Origin of the sequence: Streptomyces sp. NPDC004065 (genome assembly GCF_044903565.1) — a bacterium.
In the GTDB taxonomy this organism is placed as follows: domain Bacteria; phylum Actinomycetota; class Actinomycetes; order Streptomycetales; family Streptomycetaceae; genus Streptomyces.
The window spans coordinates 177,414-193,316 of record NZ_JBJDQT010000002.1; the positions used below are offsets into that span (position 1 = coordinate 177,414).

A 15,903-nucleotide genomic window follows, 5' to 3' on the forward strand; every position below is an offset into this window, starting at 1 on the left:
CGAGGGCCCGGGCGAGGGCCCGGGCGAGGGCCCGGGCGAGGGCCCGGGCGAGGGCCCGGGCGAGGGCCCGGGCGAGGGCCCGGGCGAGGGCCCGGGCGAGGGCCCGGGCCGGAGCCCCTCGAAGGCCCGGCGAAGGCCCTACGAAGGCCTGGCGGAGGTCGGGCGAGGGCCCTGCGGGAGCCCGGCGGGAGCCCGGCAAGGGCCCGGCGGGACCGGGCCGGTGCGAACCCGGCGAAGGCCCTGCGAAGGCCTGGCGGGAGCCGGACGGGGGCCCGGCGAAGGCCCCGCTAAGGCCCGACGGGAGCCCGGCGGGAGCCGGACGGGGGGCCGGCGGGAGCCCGGCAAGGGCCCGGCGGGGAGCCGGACGGGGGCCGACGGGAACCCGGCAAGGGCCCGGCGGGGACCGGGCCGGTGCGAACCCGGCGAAGGCCCTGCGAAGGCCTGGCGGGAGCCGGACGGGGGCCCGGCGAAGGCCCCGCTAAGGCCCGACGGGAGTCGGGCGAGGTCCCGGCGGGGAGCCGGACGGGGGGCCGGCGGGAGCCCGGCAAGGGCCCGGCGGGGAGCCGGACGGGGCCGACGGGAACCCGGCAAGGGCCCGGCGGGACCGGGCCGGTGCGAACCCGGCGAAGGCCCTGCGAAGGCCTGGCGGGAGCCGGACGGGGGCCCGGCGAAGGCCCCGCTAAGGCCCGACGGGAGCCCGGCGGGAGCCGGACGGGGAGCCCGGCGGGAACCCGGCAAGGGCCCGGCGGGAACCGGGCCGGAGCCCGGCGAAGACCCGGCGGGAGCCCGGCAAGGGCCCGGCGGAGCCCGGCAAGGGCCCGGCGGAGCCCGGCAAGGGCCTGGCGGAGCCCGGCGAGGGCCCGGCGTCAGCCGACGCCGGCCGCGTCCAGCAGGGCGCTCGCGGTGGCCGCGGCCAGCCCGTCGTCCAGTTGCTCCACGCCCGCCCCGCTGCGGGCGCTGGACCCGTCGAAGACCAGCATCAGCTGACGGGCCAGCAGTCCCGGATCGCGGGCGCCGCCGAGCGCGGCCAGCTCGCGGAAGGTCTCCTTCAGGCGCTCCTTGGCGCCGCGCGCCACCCGGCTCGCCACGTGCTCGGGGTCCTTCAGCTCGACGAGCGCGGCGAGGTAGGGGCAGCCGTGGTAGCCGGGCTCCGCGGCCGCCCCGGCCAGCCGCTCGAAAACGTACAGGATGCGCTCGCGCGGGGTGGCGGCCTGCTCGGGGCCGGGTACGAGCAGCGCCTCGTAGCCGGGCAGCCGCCGCTCCAGGCTCGCGGCGAGCACCTCGTCCTTGCTGTCGAAGAGCTGGTACATGGACCGCTTGGAGACGCCCGCCGCGCGGCACAGCGCCTCCACGCCGATGGAGACGCCGTCCCGGTAGAACAGCTCGGCGGCGGCGTCGAGCAGCCGGTCGCGGGGGGTCGCCCTGTCCGTGGTGGCCATGAGGGGAGGTTACCGCGCCGCACCCCCAGGCGGAAACCGATCGGTGTACTCCGGCGGCCGACGCGCTGTCTCCCCGTGACAGATGGACTGAACAAGCGCTTAGATAGTGACCGGACCACGGACCCTTACTCGTTTCCCGCCGCGCTGGAGGCCCTGTTGTTCACGTCCGTCGACGATGTCTCCGCCCGCCTCGCCGAGACCGGCTATCTCGCCTCGCCCGCCGTCGCCACCGCCGTCTTCCTCGCCGACCGCCTCGGCAAGCCGCTGCTGGTGGAGGGGCCGGCCGGGGTCGGCAAGACCGAGCTGGCCAAGGCCGTGGCACAGGTCGCCGGGGCCCGGCTGGTGCGGCTGCAGTGCTACGAGGGGGTCGACGAGGCCCGCGCCCTGTACGAGTGGAACCACGCCAAGCAGCTGCTGCGGATCAGCGCGGGCCGCGGCGAGACCTGGGACGAGGCGCGCACCGACATCTTCAGCGAGGAGTTCCTGCTCACCCGGCCCCTGCTCACCGCGATCCGCGGCGACGAGGCCAAGGTGCTGCTGATCGACGAGACCGACAAGGCCGACGTGGAGGTGGAGGGCCTGCTGCTGGAGGTGCTCAGCGACTTCCAGGTGACGGTGCCGGAACTGGGCACCATCACCGCGACGCGCCGCCCGTTCGTCGTGCTCACCTCCAACGCGACCCGCGAACTGTCGGAGGCGCTGCGCCGGCGCTGTCTGTTCCTGCACATCGGCTTCCCCGAGGAGGAGCTGGAGCGCCGGATCGTGCGGCTGAGGGTGCCGGAGCTGGACGAGGCGCTGGCCGCGTCCGTGGTGCGGGTGGTCGGCGCGCTGCGGGCCATGGACCTGCGCAAGGCGCCCTCGGTCGCCGAGACCGTCGACTGGGCGCGGACCCTGCTCGCGCTCGGCGCGGACACCCTGGACGAGGACGTGGTCCGGGACAGTCTGGGCGTGCTGCTCAAGCACCAGGAGGACGTGGTCAAGGCGGCCGCCAAGCTCGACCTGGACGCCGTGTGAGCCCCGCCGCGCCGGACGGCGCCGGGCTGCCCGAGCGGCTGACGGGCCTTGTCGCGGCCCTGCGCGGGCACGGCGTCCGGATCGGGACCGGGGAGACCGTGGACGCGGCGCGGGCGATGGCGGCGCTCGGCCTGGCGGACCGGGAGGTGCTGCGCGAAGGACTGGCCGCCACCCTGCTGCACGGCAACGGCCAGCGCCCGGTGTTCGACCCGGTCTTCGACCTGTACTTCCCGCGCGGGGTCGGCGCCCCCGGTACCGCCCCCGCCGACCGGGAGGACCTGCGCGAACGGCTCGCGCGGGCGCTCGCCGCGGACGACGGCGCCCTGCTGGCGCGGCTGGCGGTCGAGGCCGTGGACGGCTTCGGCGGCTACGGCGCCGTACCCGGCTCGGACGGCTGGTCGGCGTACCAGACCCTGGAGCGGCTGCGGCCGCAGACGCTGCTGGCCCGGGTGCGCGCGGGCATCCGGGCCGCGGGCGGTGCGGACGGCTTCACGGACCGGCTGCTGGACGACGAGATCCGGGGGCGGATCGAGGAGTTCCGGCGGCTGGTCGGCTCGGAGGCGCGGCGCCGGGTGGCGGAGCGGCGCGGGCGCGAGGAGATCGCGCGGCGCGCGGTGCCGCCCAGCGCGGACCGCGTGGACTTCCTGTACGCGGGGCGGGACCGGCTGGACGAACTGCGCCGGACCGTACGGCCGCTGGCCCGGAAGCTGGCCACCCGGCTGGCGGCCCGCCGCCGCCGGGCCGCCCGGGGCACGATCGATCTGCGCCGCACCCTGCGCGGCTCGCTGTCGACCGGTGGTGTCCCGGTGAAGCCGGTGCTGCGCCGACGCCGGCCCACGCGCCCCGAACTGGTGCTGCTGTGCGATGTGTCGGGCTCGGTGGCCGGGTTCTCCGACTTCACCATGCTGCTGGTGCAGGCGCTGCACGAGCAGTTCAGCAAGGTGCGCGTGTTCGCCTTCGTCAACCGCGTCGACGAGGTCACCGGACTGCTGCGGCGCGGCGCGGCCGACGCCGGGGGCCTCGCCGCCCGCATCCAGGCGGAGGCGCGGCTGACCGGCTGGCACGGCAGCAGCGACTACGGCCTCGCGCTGGGCGAGTTCGCCGAGCGGTACGGCGACGCGGTCGGCCCGCGCACGACGGTGTTCCTGCTCGGCGACGCGCGCACCAACATGAGCGACCCCAACCTGCCGGCGCTGCGGGAGATCGCCGGGCGGGCCCGCCGGCTGTACTGGCTGAACCCGGAGCCGCGCACCCAGTGGGGTACCGGCGATTCGGCCGCGCCCGCCTACGCCGGGCTGGTCGGGATGCACGAGTGCCGCAACGCCCGTCAGCTGGGCGCGCTGGTCTCCCGGCTGCTGCCGGTCTGACCGGACCGCCGGGCCCGGGGCGGGACTCCGGTCGGGCTGCCAGGCCGGGGCAGGACTCCGGTCGGGCCGCCAGGCCGGGGCAGGACTCCGGTCGGGCCGCCAGGCCGGGGCCCGACTCCGGTCGGGCCGCCAGGCCGGGGCAGAGCACCGATCAGGCCGCCAGGCCGGGGTAGAGGACCGCGAGGTCGGCGGAGAGCCCGGCCTTGACCTGGCGGGTGAGGTCGTCGGCGAGGACCTCGTAGGCGTTGGACTCGATGCCGTCGAGGGCCTGGGCGGCCACGCTCTCGGGGGTGGACTTGGGCGCGTCGACGTGCGCGGCCATGTCGGTGTCGACGTAGCCGACGTGCAGGCCCGTGACCTGGATGCCGCGCGGCTTCAGGTCCAGCCGCAGGGAGTTCGTCTGCGACCACAGCGCGGCCTTGGAGGCGCTGTAGGAGCCGCTCAGGCCGATCCACGACAGCACCGAGTGGACGTTGAGGATGTGGCCGCCGCCGTTGCGCTCGATGAGGGGAACGAAGGCGCGGGCGACGTTCAGCGGGCCGTAGAAGTTGGTCTCGAAGTCGCTGCGCACGTCCTCCACCGGGGAGTCGAGGAAGTTGGCGGCGCGCGCCTGGCCCGCGTTGTTGACGAGGAGGGTGACGTCCCGCGCCTGCTCGGCGGCGGCCGCGACGGAGGCCGGGTCGCTCACCTCCAGCGCCAGCGGCACCGCACGCGGGTCCGTGACGGTACGGGGATCGCGGGCGGTGGCGTAGACCTTCGCGGCGCCCCGCTCGAGCAGGGCTGCCACCAGGGCCCGGCCGATGCCGCGGCTGCCGCCGGTGACCAGGGCGACGGAGCCTTCGATGTGGGTCATGGGAATCTCCAGAGGGGAGGGGAAGGCGCGGGGAAGGGAGCCGGCCGGGGACTCCGGCACGACAGCGGAAACCGATCGGTTTCTGGCTGCCGCCACAGTAAACCGATCGGTTTCCAATGGGCAAGCGCGGCCGCGTCCGGCCCGGCTCGACCCTGCGGGGCCCGCTCACCCCCAGGGCCCGCTCAGCCCCTCCCTCGCGGGACCCCGTCGGCCCTCCCGGTCCCGCTCGGCCCCGCTCGGCCCTCCCGGCCCCGCTCGGCCCTCGGGGCCGACTCGGTCCTCCGGAGTCCGCTCAGCCCTCCGCCGGCTTCGCGTACTCCCGCGCCGTGGCGCCGCCGAAGTCGTACACCACGACCTGCTCGTCGCCCACGACCCAGGCGTCGTGCCCGGGCGGGCAGACGAAGACGTCGCCGGGTCCCACCTCGCACTCGCCGCCCTCGTCCATGGCCAGGTGCATACGGCCCTGGACGACGAAGCCGTTGTGGTGGACGCGGCAACTCTCCGTCCCGGCGATCGGGCCGACCGACTCCGACCAGCGCCAGCCCGGTTCGAAGGTGCCCACGGCGAAGTCGAGCCCGGTCAGGTGGACGGCGTCGAGGTGGCCCCGGGGGAAGTCCCGCCGCTCGTCCGGCTTCTCGACCGTCTTCACTTCCAGCATGACGGTGGTCTCCCTTCCGGCCGTGATCCCTGCGGCCGGGGCCGGCCCCCCGTCTCCCGTGAGGAGCGCGGTACCGGCGGGGGCCCTGGCCCCATATGGGTTCATCCTCCTCCGGGCGGACCCACCCCGCCATCGCAACGGGCCCGGCCGGGACCCGAAAACGGGTTGACCCGGGTCCCCGCGGGGCCGTTTGCTCTCGGCTCATGCGCGCCCAGACCCTGCACCCCGGTGAACCCGCGTACGACGCCCCGCTCGTGCGCCGGCTGATCGCCGCTCAGTTCCCGCGGTGGGCACGGCTGCCCGTGCGACGGCTGGAGCCGGCCGGCACCTCCAACGTCATGTTCCGGCTGGGCGAGGAGAGGGTGGTACGGCTGCCCCGTACCGCCGGCGCCGCCGCGGACATCGACAAGGAGTGCGCCTGGCTGCCGCGTCTGGCGCCGTCGCTGCCCGTGGCCGTCCCCGTGCCGCTCGGCCGGGGCCGGCCGGCCGAGGGCTGTCCGTGGCCCTGGGCCGTGTACCGCTGGATCGAGGGGGCGCCGGCCGTGGCGCGTCTCGCCGCTCCGGATCTGCTGGCCGACGGCCTGGCGCGGTTCGTCACCGCGCTGCACGCGGCGGACCCGGCGGGCGGCCCGCCCTCGTACCGCGCCGAGCCGCTCGCCGCGCGCGACGCGGTGACCCGCGAGGCGATCGAGGGCCTGCGCGGCGACCTCGACGCCGAGGCGGTGGCCCAAGCCTGGGAGGAGTCGGTGGCCGCCCCGGCGCCGGCCGGCCCGCCCGGCTGGATCCACGCCGACCTCCAGCCCGCGAACCTGCTGCTGGCGGGCGGGCGGCTGACCGCGGTCATCGACTTCGGGTGCCTGGGTCTCGGCGACCCCGCCGTCGACCTGATCGCGGCCTGGTACGTCCTGCCGGCCGGAGTACGGGACCGGTTCCGGGCGGCGGTGGGCGCGGGCGAGGCGGCCTGGGCCCGGGGGCGGCTGGGCCCTGTCGATCGCGCTGCTCGAGCTGCGGTACTACCGCGACACCAGCCCCTTCATGGCCGGCGTCGCCCGGCAGGTGATCCGCGCGGTACTGGACGACCACCGCGCGGCGGGGGCCGGCCGGCGCCGGCCGCGCTCGTGATCGATGCCGCCGGGCCGGCCCTGGCGGCACGCCGGGCGTCCGACCCGCGAGCCGGATGCACCCGTCCGCGGGTCAGCCGCCACCCGCTCACCGATCCGCCGCCGGTCCACCGGTCGGACATCGATCGGAGGTCGGCCGCCGGTCGCACGTCAGCCGCCGGTCCACCGGTCAGACGTCGGTCGCGGGTGGGCTGTCGGTCCGCGGCGCGGGTGAGAGCGGGTCGTCGACGACGCCGCGGAGGACGCGCGCGGTGTCGTCGTCCCCGGTAGCAGGCTCTCCCGCCGCCGCCGTCAGCGCCCGCAGGGCGGGGACGAGCGCCGCGCGCTCGCCCGCGGGCAGCCGCTGCACCAGCCGGCGGATCTCCGCGCGGCGGTGGGCGAGGACCCGTGCGACCAGGCCGCGTCCGCCGGAAGTCAGGCGCAGCACGACCTCGCGCCGGTTGGCCGGGTTGGTCCTGCGGTCGACCAGGCCGAGCGCCTCCAGCCGCTCCACCATGCGCAGCGCCGTGGAGGGGTTGACGCCGAGGGTGGCGGCCAGGGCGACGAGCTTGACGGGTCCGCAGGTGTCGAGCACGACCAGGGCGCGCAGCTGGGGCAGGGTGAGCGACTCGTCGGTGGAGGCGAGCGCCCGCGCGGAGATGGCCACGAACAGCCGCGACGCGCCCATCACGGCCGCGGCCAGTTCCTCGGCCTCGCGGTCCAGGGCGGCGTGCCGTCCGCTCTCCCCCGGTTGTTCGCGACGGCCCGCCGGATCCGCGAGAGGGGCGGGCTCCCCGTGCCGGCCGGGCTCCCCGTGCCGGCCGGGCTCCCCGCGCCGGCCGGGTTCCCCGTGCCGTGCAGGGAGGTCGCCGGGCGCGGCGGGGGTCGGGTCGGTGTCGTGGTGTTCCATCGTGGCCCCCTTCCGCCTGTTCGATCCCTTCCGCCTGCTCCGCTCCTGCCGCCTGCTCCGCTCCTTCCGGCGGAGCCGTTCACGCGCGGAGAGTCAACGCGCCGGACGCCGCCGCCACCGGACAGCGGTCCGGGCGGTCCCCGGCCGCCACGGCGGGGACGGCGAGGACGGCGGGGACGGCGAGGACGACGGACGGCCGCTGCCCGGCGCGGCGGTGCGGTGCGGGCGGTTGCGGGCGGTACGGCCCTTTCCGCACCGCGCGTCCCGCACCCCACCCGACCTGGCACCCCGCGCCCCACCGGTCACCGACAACACCTCGCCCCGCCCACCCCGGCGGGTCACGACCCGCCCGTCCCGCCGCGCCGGGTGAGCGCCGCCCTGGCCGTGGCGGCGGCCCCGACGGCGAGCGCGGAGACGACGGCGGCCGGGTGACGGGCCAGCGCGGCCTGGAAGGAGCGGCCGTGGGAGACCTCGTCGAAGACGCCGTGGGCGCCGTGGTCGGTGCCCCGCGGCCCGTCGACCGGCTCGAACAGGTTGCTCTCCCCCGACGGCGGCCGGTCCTCGGTCTGCTGGGAGTCGAATCCGGTCCGGGCCAGGTAGCGGTCGAGCAGCGCCGGGGCCAGGCGGTTGGCCCAGATCGTCGCCAGTGTGGTGGCGCCGACGTAGTACTGCTTGCGGCGCGGGTGGTCGGCGGCGTGCGCGACGCCCCGGGCGGCCACCTCCGGCTGGTAGATCGGCGGGACGGGCCGCGGATGCTTCGGCAGCCGCGTGGTCACCCAGGAGAACTGCGGGGTGTTGACGGCCGGCATCTGGGCCACGGTGACGTGCACGTTGCTGCCGCGGTGGAGCAGTTCGGTGCGCAGCGAGGAGGTGAAGCCGTTGATGGCGTGCTTGGCGCCGCAGTAGACCGACTGGAGCGGCACCGACCTCTCCCCCAGGGCGGAGCCCACCTGCACGATCGTGCCGCGGTCGCGGGGCAGCATCCGCCGCAGCGCGCTGCGGGTGCCGTTGACGAACCCGAGGTACGTCACCTCGGTGGCCCGCCGGTACTCCTCCGGCGAGATCTCCTCGAACGGCGCGAACACCGTGCTGAACGCGCAGTTGATCCACACGTCGAGCGGCCCGAACCGCTCCTCGGCGGCCGAGGCGGCGATGTCCACCTGGTCCGCTTCGGCCACGTCGGCCAGCTGGACCAGCGGCCGGCCGCCCAGCGACTCGACCTCCTTGGCGGCCGCGTCCAGCCCGGTCCGGCCGCGGGCGATCAGGACCACGTTCGCGCCGCGCCTGGCGTACAGGCGGGCGGTGGCGCGGCCGATGCCGGCGCTGGCGCCGGTGATGACGACGGTCTGGGTCATGAGTTCAGCTCCTTGCTCGTCCTTGCTCGGCGGTGGACGCCCCACGGCGCGGGGTGCGGGCCAGGCGGGCGGCGCTCTCCAGCAGCAGGGCGTGGACGAAGGCCTGCGGGAGGTTGCCGCGCAGCTGGCGCTGGGCGATGTCGAACTCCTCCGCGTACAGGCCGGACGCGCCGCACGCGCCGCGGTTGCGTTCGAACCAGCGGTGCGCGGCGACCTCGTCGCCCTGCTCGTGCTCGGCCAGCGCCATCAGGAAGCCGCACAGCAGGAACGCGCCCTCGGCCTCCTCCAGGGGCCGGTCGTCGTGACGGAAGCGGTAGACGAAGTGGTCCTGGGCCAGTTGCGCGCGGCAGGCGGCGAGGGTGGCCCGGGTGCGCGGGTCGGCGGCGGGCAGCGCGCCGCGCAGGGCGGGCAGCAGCAGGGCGGCGTCGACCGCCGGATCGTCGGGGGTGCGCTGCCAGTGGCCGCGGGGGTGCACGCCGGTCGCCGCCGTCTCGGTGAGCAGCGTGTCGGCGAGGCCGGCGCAGGTCGCGGAGAGCGGCCGGCCGGGAGCGGCGCCGGCCCATGCGCGCAGGCCCGCGACGCAGGTGAGCCGGCTGTGCGTCCAGGGCCGGTCGTCCAGCTCCCAGATGCCGGCGTCGGGCTCGCGCCACCGCTCGGCGACGGCCCGCACCGCGGTCTCGGCGGCCTTGCGCCCGTCGTCGTCCAGCCGGCCCAGCCGTTCGGCGGCGGCGAACAGCAGCAGCGCCTCGCCGAAGCAGTCCAGCTGGAACTGGTGTTCCACGTGGTTGCCGATCCGGCTGAAGCCGCCGGGGTAGCCGGGCAGGTCGAGTTCGCGCTGCCCGGGCACGGGGGTGCCGTGCACCGTGTAGGCGGGGGCGAGACGCGGGCCGTCGGTGAGCAGCCGCTCCCCGACGAAACGGACCGCGCTGTCGAGGAGTTCGGGGGCGCCCGCCGCCGCGGCGGCCTGCCCGGCGTAGCTCTGGTCGCGGATCCACACGTACCGGTAGTCGTAGTTGCGGCCCGCCTCGGCGCGTTCGGGCAGGCTGGTGGTGGCCGCGGCGACCATGCCGCCGCCGTGGGTGGTCAGGCCGCGCAGCACGGCCCAGGAGCGGCGGGCGTCCGCGGTGGCGAGGGTGTGCTCCAGGCCGGGCACGGCCTGTTTCCAGGCCCGCTCGGTGGCGGCCCAGCACGGCCCGGCCGCGGGCGGGACGCGCGGCAGCGGCGAGTCGGAGCACTCCAGGACCAGGTCGTGGTGTTCGCCGGGTTCGAGCAGCAGGTCGGCGGTCAGACCCTCGGCGCGGACGGCGGCCGAGGGGGCGCCCTGCCAGCGCAGGCGGTGGCGGCCGGTGTTCAGGTGCCACACGCCGGCGTCGTCGCGGTGCGCGGAGGCCGGCGCCGCCCGCCCGTAGTCGGCCCGCGGGTCGAGTACGACCCTGAGGTGCGCGGCGCCGTCCACGGCGTGCACCCGCCTCAGCAGGACCAGGCGGCCCGCGTCGCCGGGGAAGGCGAGGGCCTCACGGCACTCGATCACGCCGTCGGTGGTGACCCAGCGGCTGCGCCAGATCAGCGTGCCCTCCTCGTAGTAGCCGCCGGGGACCCACCGGCCGCGCGGGGTGACGGCGTAGCCGCCGGCGCCGCCGATCAGGGAGGCGAGGACCGCGTCGTCGTGCCAGGTGGGCGCGCACAGCCAGGTGACGGCGCCGTCCGGTCCGATCAGGGCGCCGCGCTCGCCGTCGGCCAGCAGCGCGTAGTCGTGCAGCGCGTGCGGCGGGAACGACATGACGCTCATCCGTACCGCCTCCCTCGTCAGTCCGCGCGGCGCGCCGGGGTCCGCGCGCGAGCGGCGGCGCCGGCCGCCCCGGCGTCCGCGCCCCGGGTCCTTGTGGCGGGTGCGCGGCCGGCCCGCGTGGTGACCGGCCGGCCGGGCGCCGGTGTGCCGCTCACTTCTCCTCCCCGGCTCCGGGCCGGTCCTCGCGGTGCCGGCCGCCCGGCAGGAACTCCTGCACCTTGGCCTTGAAGCCCTGGCGGACCATGCCGGCGCGGTCGCTGTCGCCCTTGAGGACGGCGGTGGCGGCGGCCTCGATCTGGTCGAGCGTGGCGTGCGGCGGGATCGGCGGTACGGCGGGGTCGGTGACGAAGTCGAGCACGCAGGGCCGGTCCGCGGCCAGCGCGGCCTCCCAGGCGCCGCGCACGTCGCCGGGCTTCTCGACCCGGATGCCGTCCAGGCCGATCAGCCGGGCGAAGTCGGCGTAGGCGACGTCCGGGATGGACTGCGAGGGCAGGAACTGCGGGGCGCCGGTCATGGCGCGCATCTCCCAGGTCACCTGGTTGAGGTCCCGGTTGTTGAGGACGGCGACGACCAGGCGCGGGTCCTGCCACTCGCGCCAGTACTTGGCGACGGTGATCAGCTCGGCCATGCCGTTCATCTGCATCGCGCCGTCGCCCACGAGGGCGATGGCCGGGCGGTCGCCGTGCGCGAACTTGGCGCCGATGACGTACGGCACGCCGGGTCCCATGGTGGCGAGGGTGCCGGAGAGGGAGCCGCGCATGGCGCCGCGCAGCCTGAGGTGGCGGGCGTACCAGTTGGCGGCGGAGCCGGAGTCGGCGGCGAGGACGACGTCGTCGGGCAGCAGGTCGTTGAGGGCGTGCGCGACGTACTCGGGGTTGATCGGGTCGGCGTCCACGGCGGCCCGCCGCTCCATGACCTCCCACCAGCGGGCGGTGTCCTTCTCGATCTTCTTGCGCCAGGCCTTGTCGCGGCCCCGGCCCTTCAGCAGGGGCAGCAGCCGGTCGAGCGTGGCGGCGGCGTCGCCGACCAGGTTCACCTCGAAGGGGTAGCGCAGCCCGACCATGTGCGGGTCGATGTCGATCTGCACGGCCCGCGCCTGCCCGAACTCCGGCAGGAACTGCGTGTAGGGGAAGGACGATCCGATGACGAGGAGGGTGTCGCAGCCGGTCATCAGCTCGTACGAGGGCCGGGTGCCGAGCAGGCCGATGGAGCCGGTGACGTAGGGCAGGTCGTCGTCCAGGGCGTCCTTGCCGAGCAGCGCCTTGGCCACGCCGGCGCCGAGCCGGTCGGCGACGGCCATGACCTCCTGCCGGGCCCCGCGGGCGCCCTGCCCGATGAGGATCGCGACCTTCTCGCCCGCGTTGAGGACCTCGGCGGCGCGGGCGAGGTCCTCGTCGGAGGGCACCGGCGCGTAGTGCGGCATGCCCAGGCTGGAGGGCACCATCTTGAACGCGTGCCCGGGCGGCGAGTAGTCGAGTTCCTGCACGTCGGCGGGGATGATGACGGCCGTCACCGAGCGGCGGGCCATGGCGGTGCGCATCGCCCGGTCCAGCACGTTGGGCAGTTGTTCGGGCACGGTGACCATCTCGCAGAAGTCGGAGGCGACGTCCTTGTAGAGGCTCAGCAGGTCGACCTCCTGCTGGTAGGAGCCGCCCATGGCGCTGCGGTTGGTCTGCCCGACGATCGCGACGACCGGCACGTGGTCGAGCTTGGCGTCGTACAGGCCGTTGAGGAGGTGGATGGCGCCGGGGCCGGAGGTGGCGGCGCACACGCCGACCCGGCCGGAGAACTTGGCGTAGCCGACGGCCTCGAACGCGGCCATCTCCTCGTGCCGGGCCTGGATGAACCGGGGGTTGTCGTCGGCCCGGCCCCAGGCGGCGAGCAGCCCGTTGATGCCGTCGCCGGGGTAGGCGAAGACGTGCTCCACACCCCAGTCGCGCAGACGCTCGAGGACGTGGTCGGAGACCTTCATCGACATGGTGGAAGACCTTTCGGGAAGTGTGCGGTGGCGAGGGGGCGGGTCCGGGCGGCGCACGGGGCGTGGCCGGCGCGGGCCGTGGGAGGCCCACGGGTCACGGGCGGCGCAGGTGTCTGAGCGCGCCCCGGCCGGCCGCGACCGCGGCCGTGGCCGTGACGGTGAGCGCGGCGGCGCCCGCGGTGGCCGCCCACCCGGCCGCGCGGGAGGGCGGGACGGGCCGCTGGGCCAGGCGTTCGGGGTGCCGGCCGGGCAGGTTCCCGTCGAGACCGAGGGCGAGCGCCTCGGCCAGGTGCAGGGCCCGGCGCCCGGTGCCGCCCTGTTCGATCTGGGTGCGGCAGCTGAAGCCGTCCGCGAGCACCAGGGCGCCGGGCGCGGCGTCGCGCACGGCGGGCAGCACGCCCTGTTCCGCGACGGCCATGGAGACCTCGTGGTGGCCGCGTTCAAATCCGAAGTTGCCGGCCAGTCCGCAGCAGCCCGCGTCCAGGACGTCGGCGTCGAGGTGGGCGCGGCGCATCAGTTCCCGGTCGGCGTCGAACTTCATGATCGCGTGCTGGTGGCAGTGGGTCTGCACGGTCGCCTGCCGGGTGAGCGTGGGCGGGCGCCAGCCGTCCGGCGCGTGGTGCACGAGCTGTTCGGCGAAGGTGCGGACCTGCCCGGCCAGCCGCCGGACGTCCTGGTCGGCGGGCATCAGCTCCGGCGCGTCCGACCGGAACACCGCGGTGCAGGAGGGTTCCAGGCCGATGACGGGCGTGCCCGCCTCCAGATACGGCCGCAGCACCTTCAGCGTGCGCCGCAGCACCCGTTCGGCGACGCCGAGCTGGCCGGTGGAGATCCAGGTCAGCCCGCAGCAGACCGGCTCGGCCGGTACGGCCACGTCGAAGCCCGCGTCGCGCAGCACGCGCACCGCCGAGATCGCGACGGAAGGGTGCAGATGGGTGCTGAACGTGTCGGGCCACAGGACGACGGTGCGCGGGCCGGCCGGGTCGGGCTCCGGTGCGCCCTGCTCCTCCCACCACTCCAGGAAGGACTGCCGGGCGAACAGCGGGGCCTGCCGCTCACCGGACACACCGGCCAGCAGCTTGCCCGCGCGGGCCAGTCCCGGCGCCCGCAGCACCGTGTTGACCAGCGACGGCGCCGCACGCGCCAGCCGCGCCCACAGCGGCAGCCAGCCCAGGGAGTAGTGCGCGGCCGGGCGCGGCCGCCCCGCGTAGTGGTGGGAGAGGAACTCGGCCTTGTAGGTGGCCATGTCGACACCCACCGGGCAGTCCGACTTGCAGCCCTTGCACGCCAGGCACAGGTCCAGGGCGTCCTTCACCTCGGTGGAGCGCCAGCCGTCGGTGATCACCGAGTCCGCGTGGCCGCCGAGCATCTCGAACAGCAGCCGCGCCCGGCCGCGGGTGGAGTGCTCCTCCTCCTTCGTGGCCCGGTAGGAGGGGCACATCACGCCGCCCTCGTGGCTGCGGCAGTTGCCGATGCCGACGCAGCGCATCACGGCGCGGGTGAAGGAGTGGTCGTCCTCGGGGTAGCCGAAGTGCGTGTGCGGCGCGGCCGGGCGCCAGGCGGGTCCCAGGCGGAGCTGTCCGTCGACCGGGTTGGGGTCGACGATCTTGCCGGGGTTCATCCGGTTCCCCGGGTCGAACAGCGTCTTCAGCTCGCCGAAGGCGGTCACCAGCCGCTCGCCGAACATCCTGGTCAGCAGCTCGCCCCGGGCCTGGCCGTCGCCGTGCTCGCCGGACAGGGAGCCGCCGTAGGAGGCCACGAGGTCGGCGGCGCGCTCGACGAAGCGGCGGAAGTCCGCCACGCCTTCCGCGGTCTTCAGCCCGAACGGGATACGGGTGTGCACGCAGCCCTGCCCGAAGTGCCCGTACAGCGACGGGTGGTCGTAGCCGAACTCCTGGAACAGCTCCTTCAGGTCGCGCAGGTAGTCGCCGAGCCGCTCGGGCGGGACGGCGGAGTCCTCCCAGCCCTCCCAGGTCTCCCGGTCGTCCGGCGGGCGCGCGGTGACGCCGAGTCCGGCCTCGCGGGTCTTCAGCATCCGCTGCTCGCGCTCGGGGTCGTCGGAGAAGGCCACGTCGGTGTCCTTCTCGGTGCGGCCGAGGGCGTGCAGCAGCTTGTGCGCCTGCTCGTCGACCTCCTCCTGGCTGTGGCCGGCGAACTGCACCATCAGCCAGCTGTCCCCCTCGGGGAGGACGGCCAGGGAGTCGAGGTGGGCGCCCTCCTCGCGCATGAGCTGCGCCATCCGTCCGTCCAGCGCCTCCAGCTGGGTGGGCGAGCAGTGTTCCAGCAGCCGTGCCACGTCGTCACCGGCCCGGCAGATGTCGTCGTAGCCGAGCACCAGCAGCGACTGGTACGCCGGCACCGGCACCAGGTCGAGCTCGGCGCGCAACACCGTCACCAGGGTGCCCTCGCTGCCGACGAGGGCGCGGGCGACGTCGAAGCCGTTCTCCGGCAGCAGCGAGTCGAGGTTGTAGCCGGAGACCCGGCGGGGGATCTTCGGGTAGCCGCGCCGGATGTCGGCCAGGTACTCGGTGGCGATGCGGTCCAGCCCGGCGTAGATCTCGGCCTTCCGCCCGCCCTCGGCGGCGATCCGGTCCCGCTCGTCCCGCGGGGTGGGCCCCACCCAGGTGCGCAGCCCGTCATAGGTGAGGATCTCCAGCCGGCGCACGTTGTCGACGGTCTTGCCGTACGCCTGCGCGGACGCGCCGCAGGAGTTGTTGCCGATCATCCCGCCGAGCGCGCAGTGGCTGTGCGTGGAGGGCTTCGGCCCGAACTGCAGTCGGTGCCCGGCCAGCCGCTGGTTGAGCCGGTCGAGGACGATGCCGGGCTCGACCACGCAGGTGCGGGCGTCGGGGTCGACGGAGACCAGGGCGTGGCAGTACTTGGTCCAGTCGATCACCACGGCGGTGTTCGTCGACTGGCCGGCCAGACTGGTGCCGCCGCCGCGCGAGAGCACCGGCGCGCCGAACCGGGCGCACACCCGCACCGCCTCCGCTCCCGCCTCGACGGTGCGCGGGACGACCACGCCGATGGGCACCTGGCGGTAGTTCGAGCCGTCGGTGACGTACGCGCCTCTGCTCCCGGCGTCGAACCGGACCTCCCCGTCCACCGCGTCGCGCAGCGCGGCCCGGAGTCCGGCCACGTCCAGCGCGGGACCGTCGGGGGCGGGTGAGGCATCGGAGGAGGTTGTGCGACTCATCGGGAGCGACCGCCTTCCTGGACCGTACGCGTACGCGTCTGGGGTCGCGGGGCGGCCGGTCCGACCGCCGCCGCTCGTCCCGGGTACCCGCCCTTGCAGTGTGCAAGGGTGCGTTTTCACCCGCCTGTCGTGCGGCGTCGTGCGCCTCTCGTGAAGCGTCGTACGGCGTCGTACGGCTGTCGTGGACGGGCGGGGCGCCGCGCGTCGGCGCGCCGTCCGGGGACGGAGACGGGGGTGGGCGGGG

10 protein-coding genes and 1 pseudogene are annotated in these 15,903 nt (G+C 75.7%); 3 read left to right on the forward strand and 8 right to left on the reverse strand.

What is annotated here, in order from left to right; genetic code table 11:
- Positions 1-866: 866 nt before the first annotated feature.
- The gene (locus ACI2LW_RS04735; protein WP_404729682.1) at positions 867-1,439 is read right to left on the reverse strand and encodes a TetR/AcrR family transcriptional regulator; all 573 of its coding nucleotides are present in this window, start codon (positions 1,437-1,439) and stop codon (positions 867-869) included.
- A gap of 156 nt (positions 1,440-1,595) precedes the next feature.
- Between ACI2LW_RS04735 and ACI2LW_RS04740 the strand changes: the two genes are divergently transcribed.
- Positions 1,596-2,453, forward strand: coding sequence for an AAA family ATPase (locus tag ACI2LW_RS04740; protein WP_404729955.1), 858 nt, complete (start codon positions 1,596-1,598; stop codon positions 2,451-2,453).
- Positions 2,450-3,820, forward strand: coding sequence for a VWA domain-containing protein (locus ACI2LW_RS04745; RefSeq protein ID WP_404729683.1), 1,371 nt, complete (start codon positions 2,450-2,452; stop codon positions 3,818-3,820). The genes ACI2LW_RS04740 and ACI2LW_RS04745 overlap by 4 nt, the downstream gene beginning before the upstream one ends.
- 151 nt (positions 3,821-3,971) lie before the next feature.
- On the opposite strand, the gene ACI2LW_RS04750 is transcribed toward ACI2LW_RS04745, so the two are convergent.
- Both ACI2LW_RS04750 and ACI2LW_RS04755 read right to left on the reverse strand, forming a co-directional pair.
- A complete protein-coding gene (locus ACI2LW_RS04750) occupies positions 3,972-4,673 on the reverse strand; it encodes an SDR family oxidoreductase (RefSeq protein WP_404729684.1) in 702 nt (233 codons plus the stop codon).
- 292 nt (positions 4,674-4,965) lie between these two features.
- Positions 4,966-5,331, reverse strand: coding sequence for a cupin domain-containing protein (locus ACI2LW_RS04755; protein ID WP_404729685.1), 366 nt, complete (start codon positions 5,329-5,331; stop codon positions 4,966-4,968).
- 203 nt (positions 5,332-5,534) lie between these two features.
- Here ACI2LW_RS04755 and ACI2LW_RS04760 point away from each other — a divergent pair.
- Positions 5,535-6,453, forward strand: a pseudogene (locus tag ACI2LW_RS04760) (aminoglycoside phosphotransferase family protein).
- 168 nt (positions 6,454-6,621) lie between these two features.
- Here ACI2LW_RS04760 and ACI2LW_RS04765 read toward each other — a convergent pair.
- From ACI2LW_RS04765 to ACI2LW_RS04785, 5 genes are all read right to left on the reverse strand, one after another.
- Positions 6,622-7,119, reverse strand: coding sequence for a MarR family winged helix-turn-helix transcriptional regulator (locus ACI2LW_RS04765; protein WP_404729956.1), 498 nt, complete (start codon positions 7,117-7,119; stop codon positions 6,622-6,624).
- A 560-nt stretch (positions 7,120-7,679) separates the two neighbouring features.
- Positions 7,680-8,696: an SDR family oxidoreductase gene (locus ACI2LW_RS04770; RefSeq protein ID WP_404729686.1), complete on the reverse strand. Its 1,017-nt coding sequence runs from the start codon at positions 8,694-8,696 to the stop codon at positions 7,680-7,682.
- Between the two features lie 4 nt (positions 8,697-8,700).
- A complete protein-coding gene (locus tag ACI2LW_RS04775) occupies positions 8,701-10,485 on the reverse strand; it encodes a glycoside hydrolase family 15 protein (RefSeq protein ID WP_404729687.1) in 1,785 nt (594 codons plus the stop codon).
- A gap of 151 nt (positions 10,486-10,636) precedes the next feature.
- Positions 10,637-12,463, reverse strand: a complete 1,827-nt coding sequence (locus ACI2LW_RS04780) for a thiamine pyrophosphate-requiring protein (protein ID WP_404729688.1) — start codon at positions 12,461-12,463, stop codon at positions 10,637-10,639.
- 94 nt (positions 12,464-12,557) lie between these two features.
- Positions 12,558-15,659, reverse strand: a complete 3,102-nt coding sequence (locus tag ACI2LW_RS04785) for an FAD-binding and (Fe-S)-binding domain-containing protein (RefSeq protein WP_404729689.1) — start codon at positions 15,657-15,659, stop codon at positions 12,558-12,560.
- Positions 15,660-15,903 lie beyond the last annotated feature (244 nt).

Bases quoted from the DNA above. Each gene is read 5' to 3' on its own strand.
- ACI2LW_RS04735 (WP_404729682.1), bottom strand. From the start codon at position 1,439: ATGGCCACCACGGACAGGGCGACCCCCCGCGACCGGCTGCTCGACGCC.
- ACI2LW_RS04750 (WP_404729684.1), bottom strand. From the start codon at position 4,673: ATGACCCACATCGAAGGCTCCGTCGCCCTGGTCACCGGCGGCAGCCGC.
- ACI2LW_RS04755 (WP_404729685.1), bottom strand. From the start codon at position 5,331: ATGCTGGAAGTGAAGACGGTCGAGAAGCCGGACGAGCGGCGGGACTTC.
- ACI2LW_RS04765 (WP_404729956.1), bottom strand. From the start codon at position 7,119: ATGGGCGCGTCGCGGCTGTTCGTGGCCATCTCCGCGCGGGCGCTCGCC.
- ACI2LW_RS04770 (WP_404729686.1), bottom strand. From the start codon at position 8,696: ATGACCCAGACCGTCGTCATCACCGGCGCCAGCGCCGGCATCGGCCGC.
- ACI2LW_RS04775 (WP_404729687.1), bottom strand. From the start codon at position 10,485: ATGAGCGTCATGTCGTTCCCGCCGCACGCGCTGCACGACTACGCGCTG.
- ACI2LW_RS04780 (WP_404729688.1), bottom strand. From the start codon at position 12,463: ATGTCGATGAAGGTCTCCGACCACGTCCTCGAGCGTCTGCGCGACTGG.
- ACI2LW_RS04785 (WP_404729689.1), bottom strand. From the start codon at position 15,659: ATGAGTCGCACAACCTCCTCCGATGCCTCACCCGCCCCCGACGGTCCC.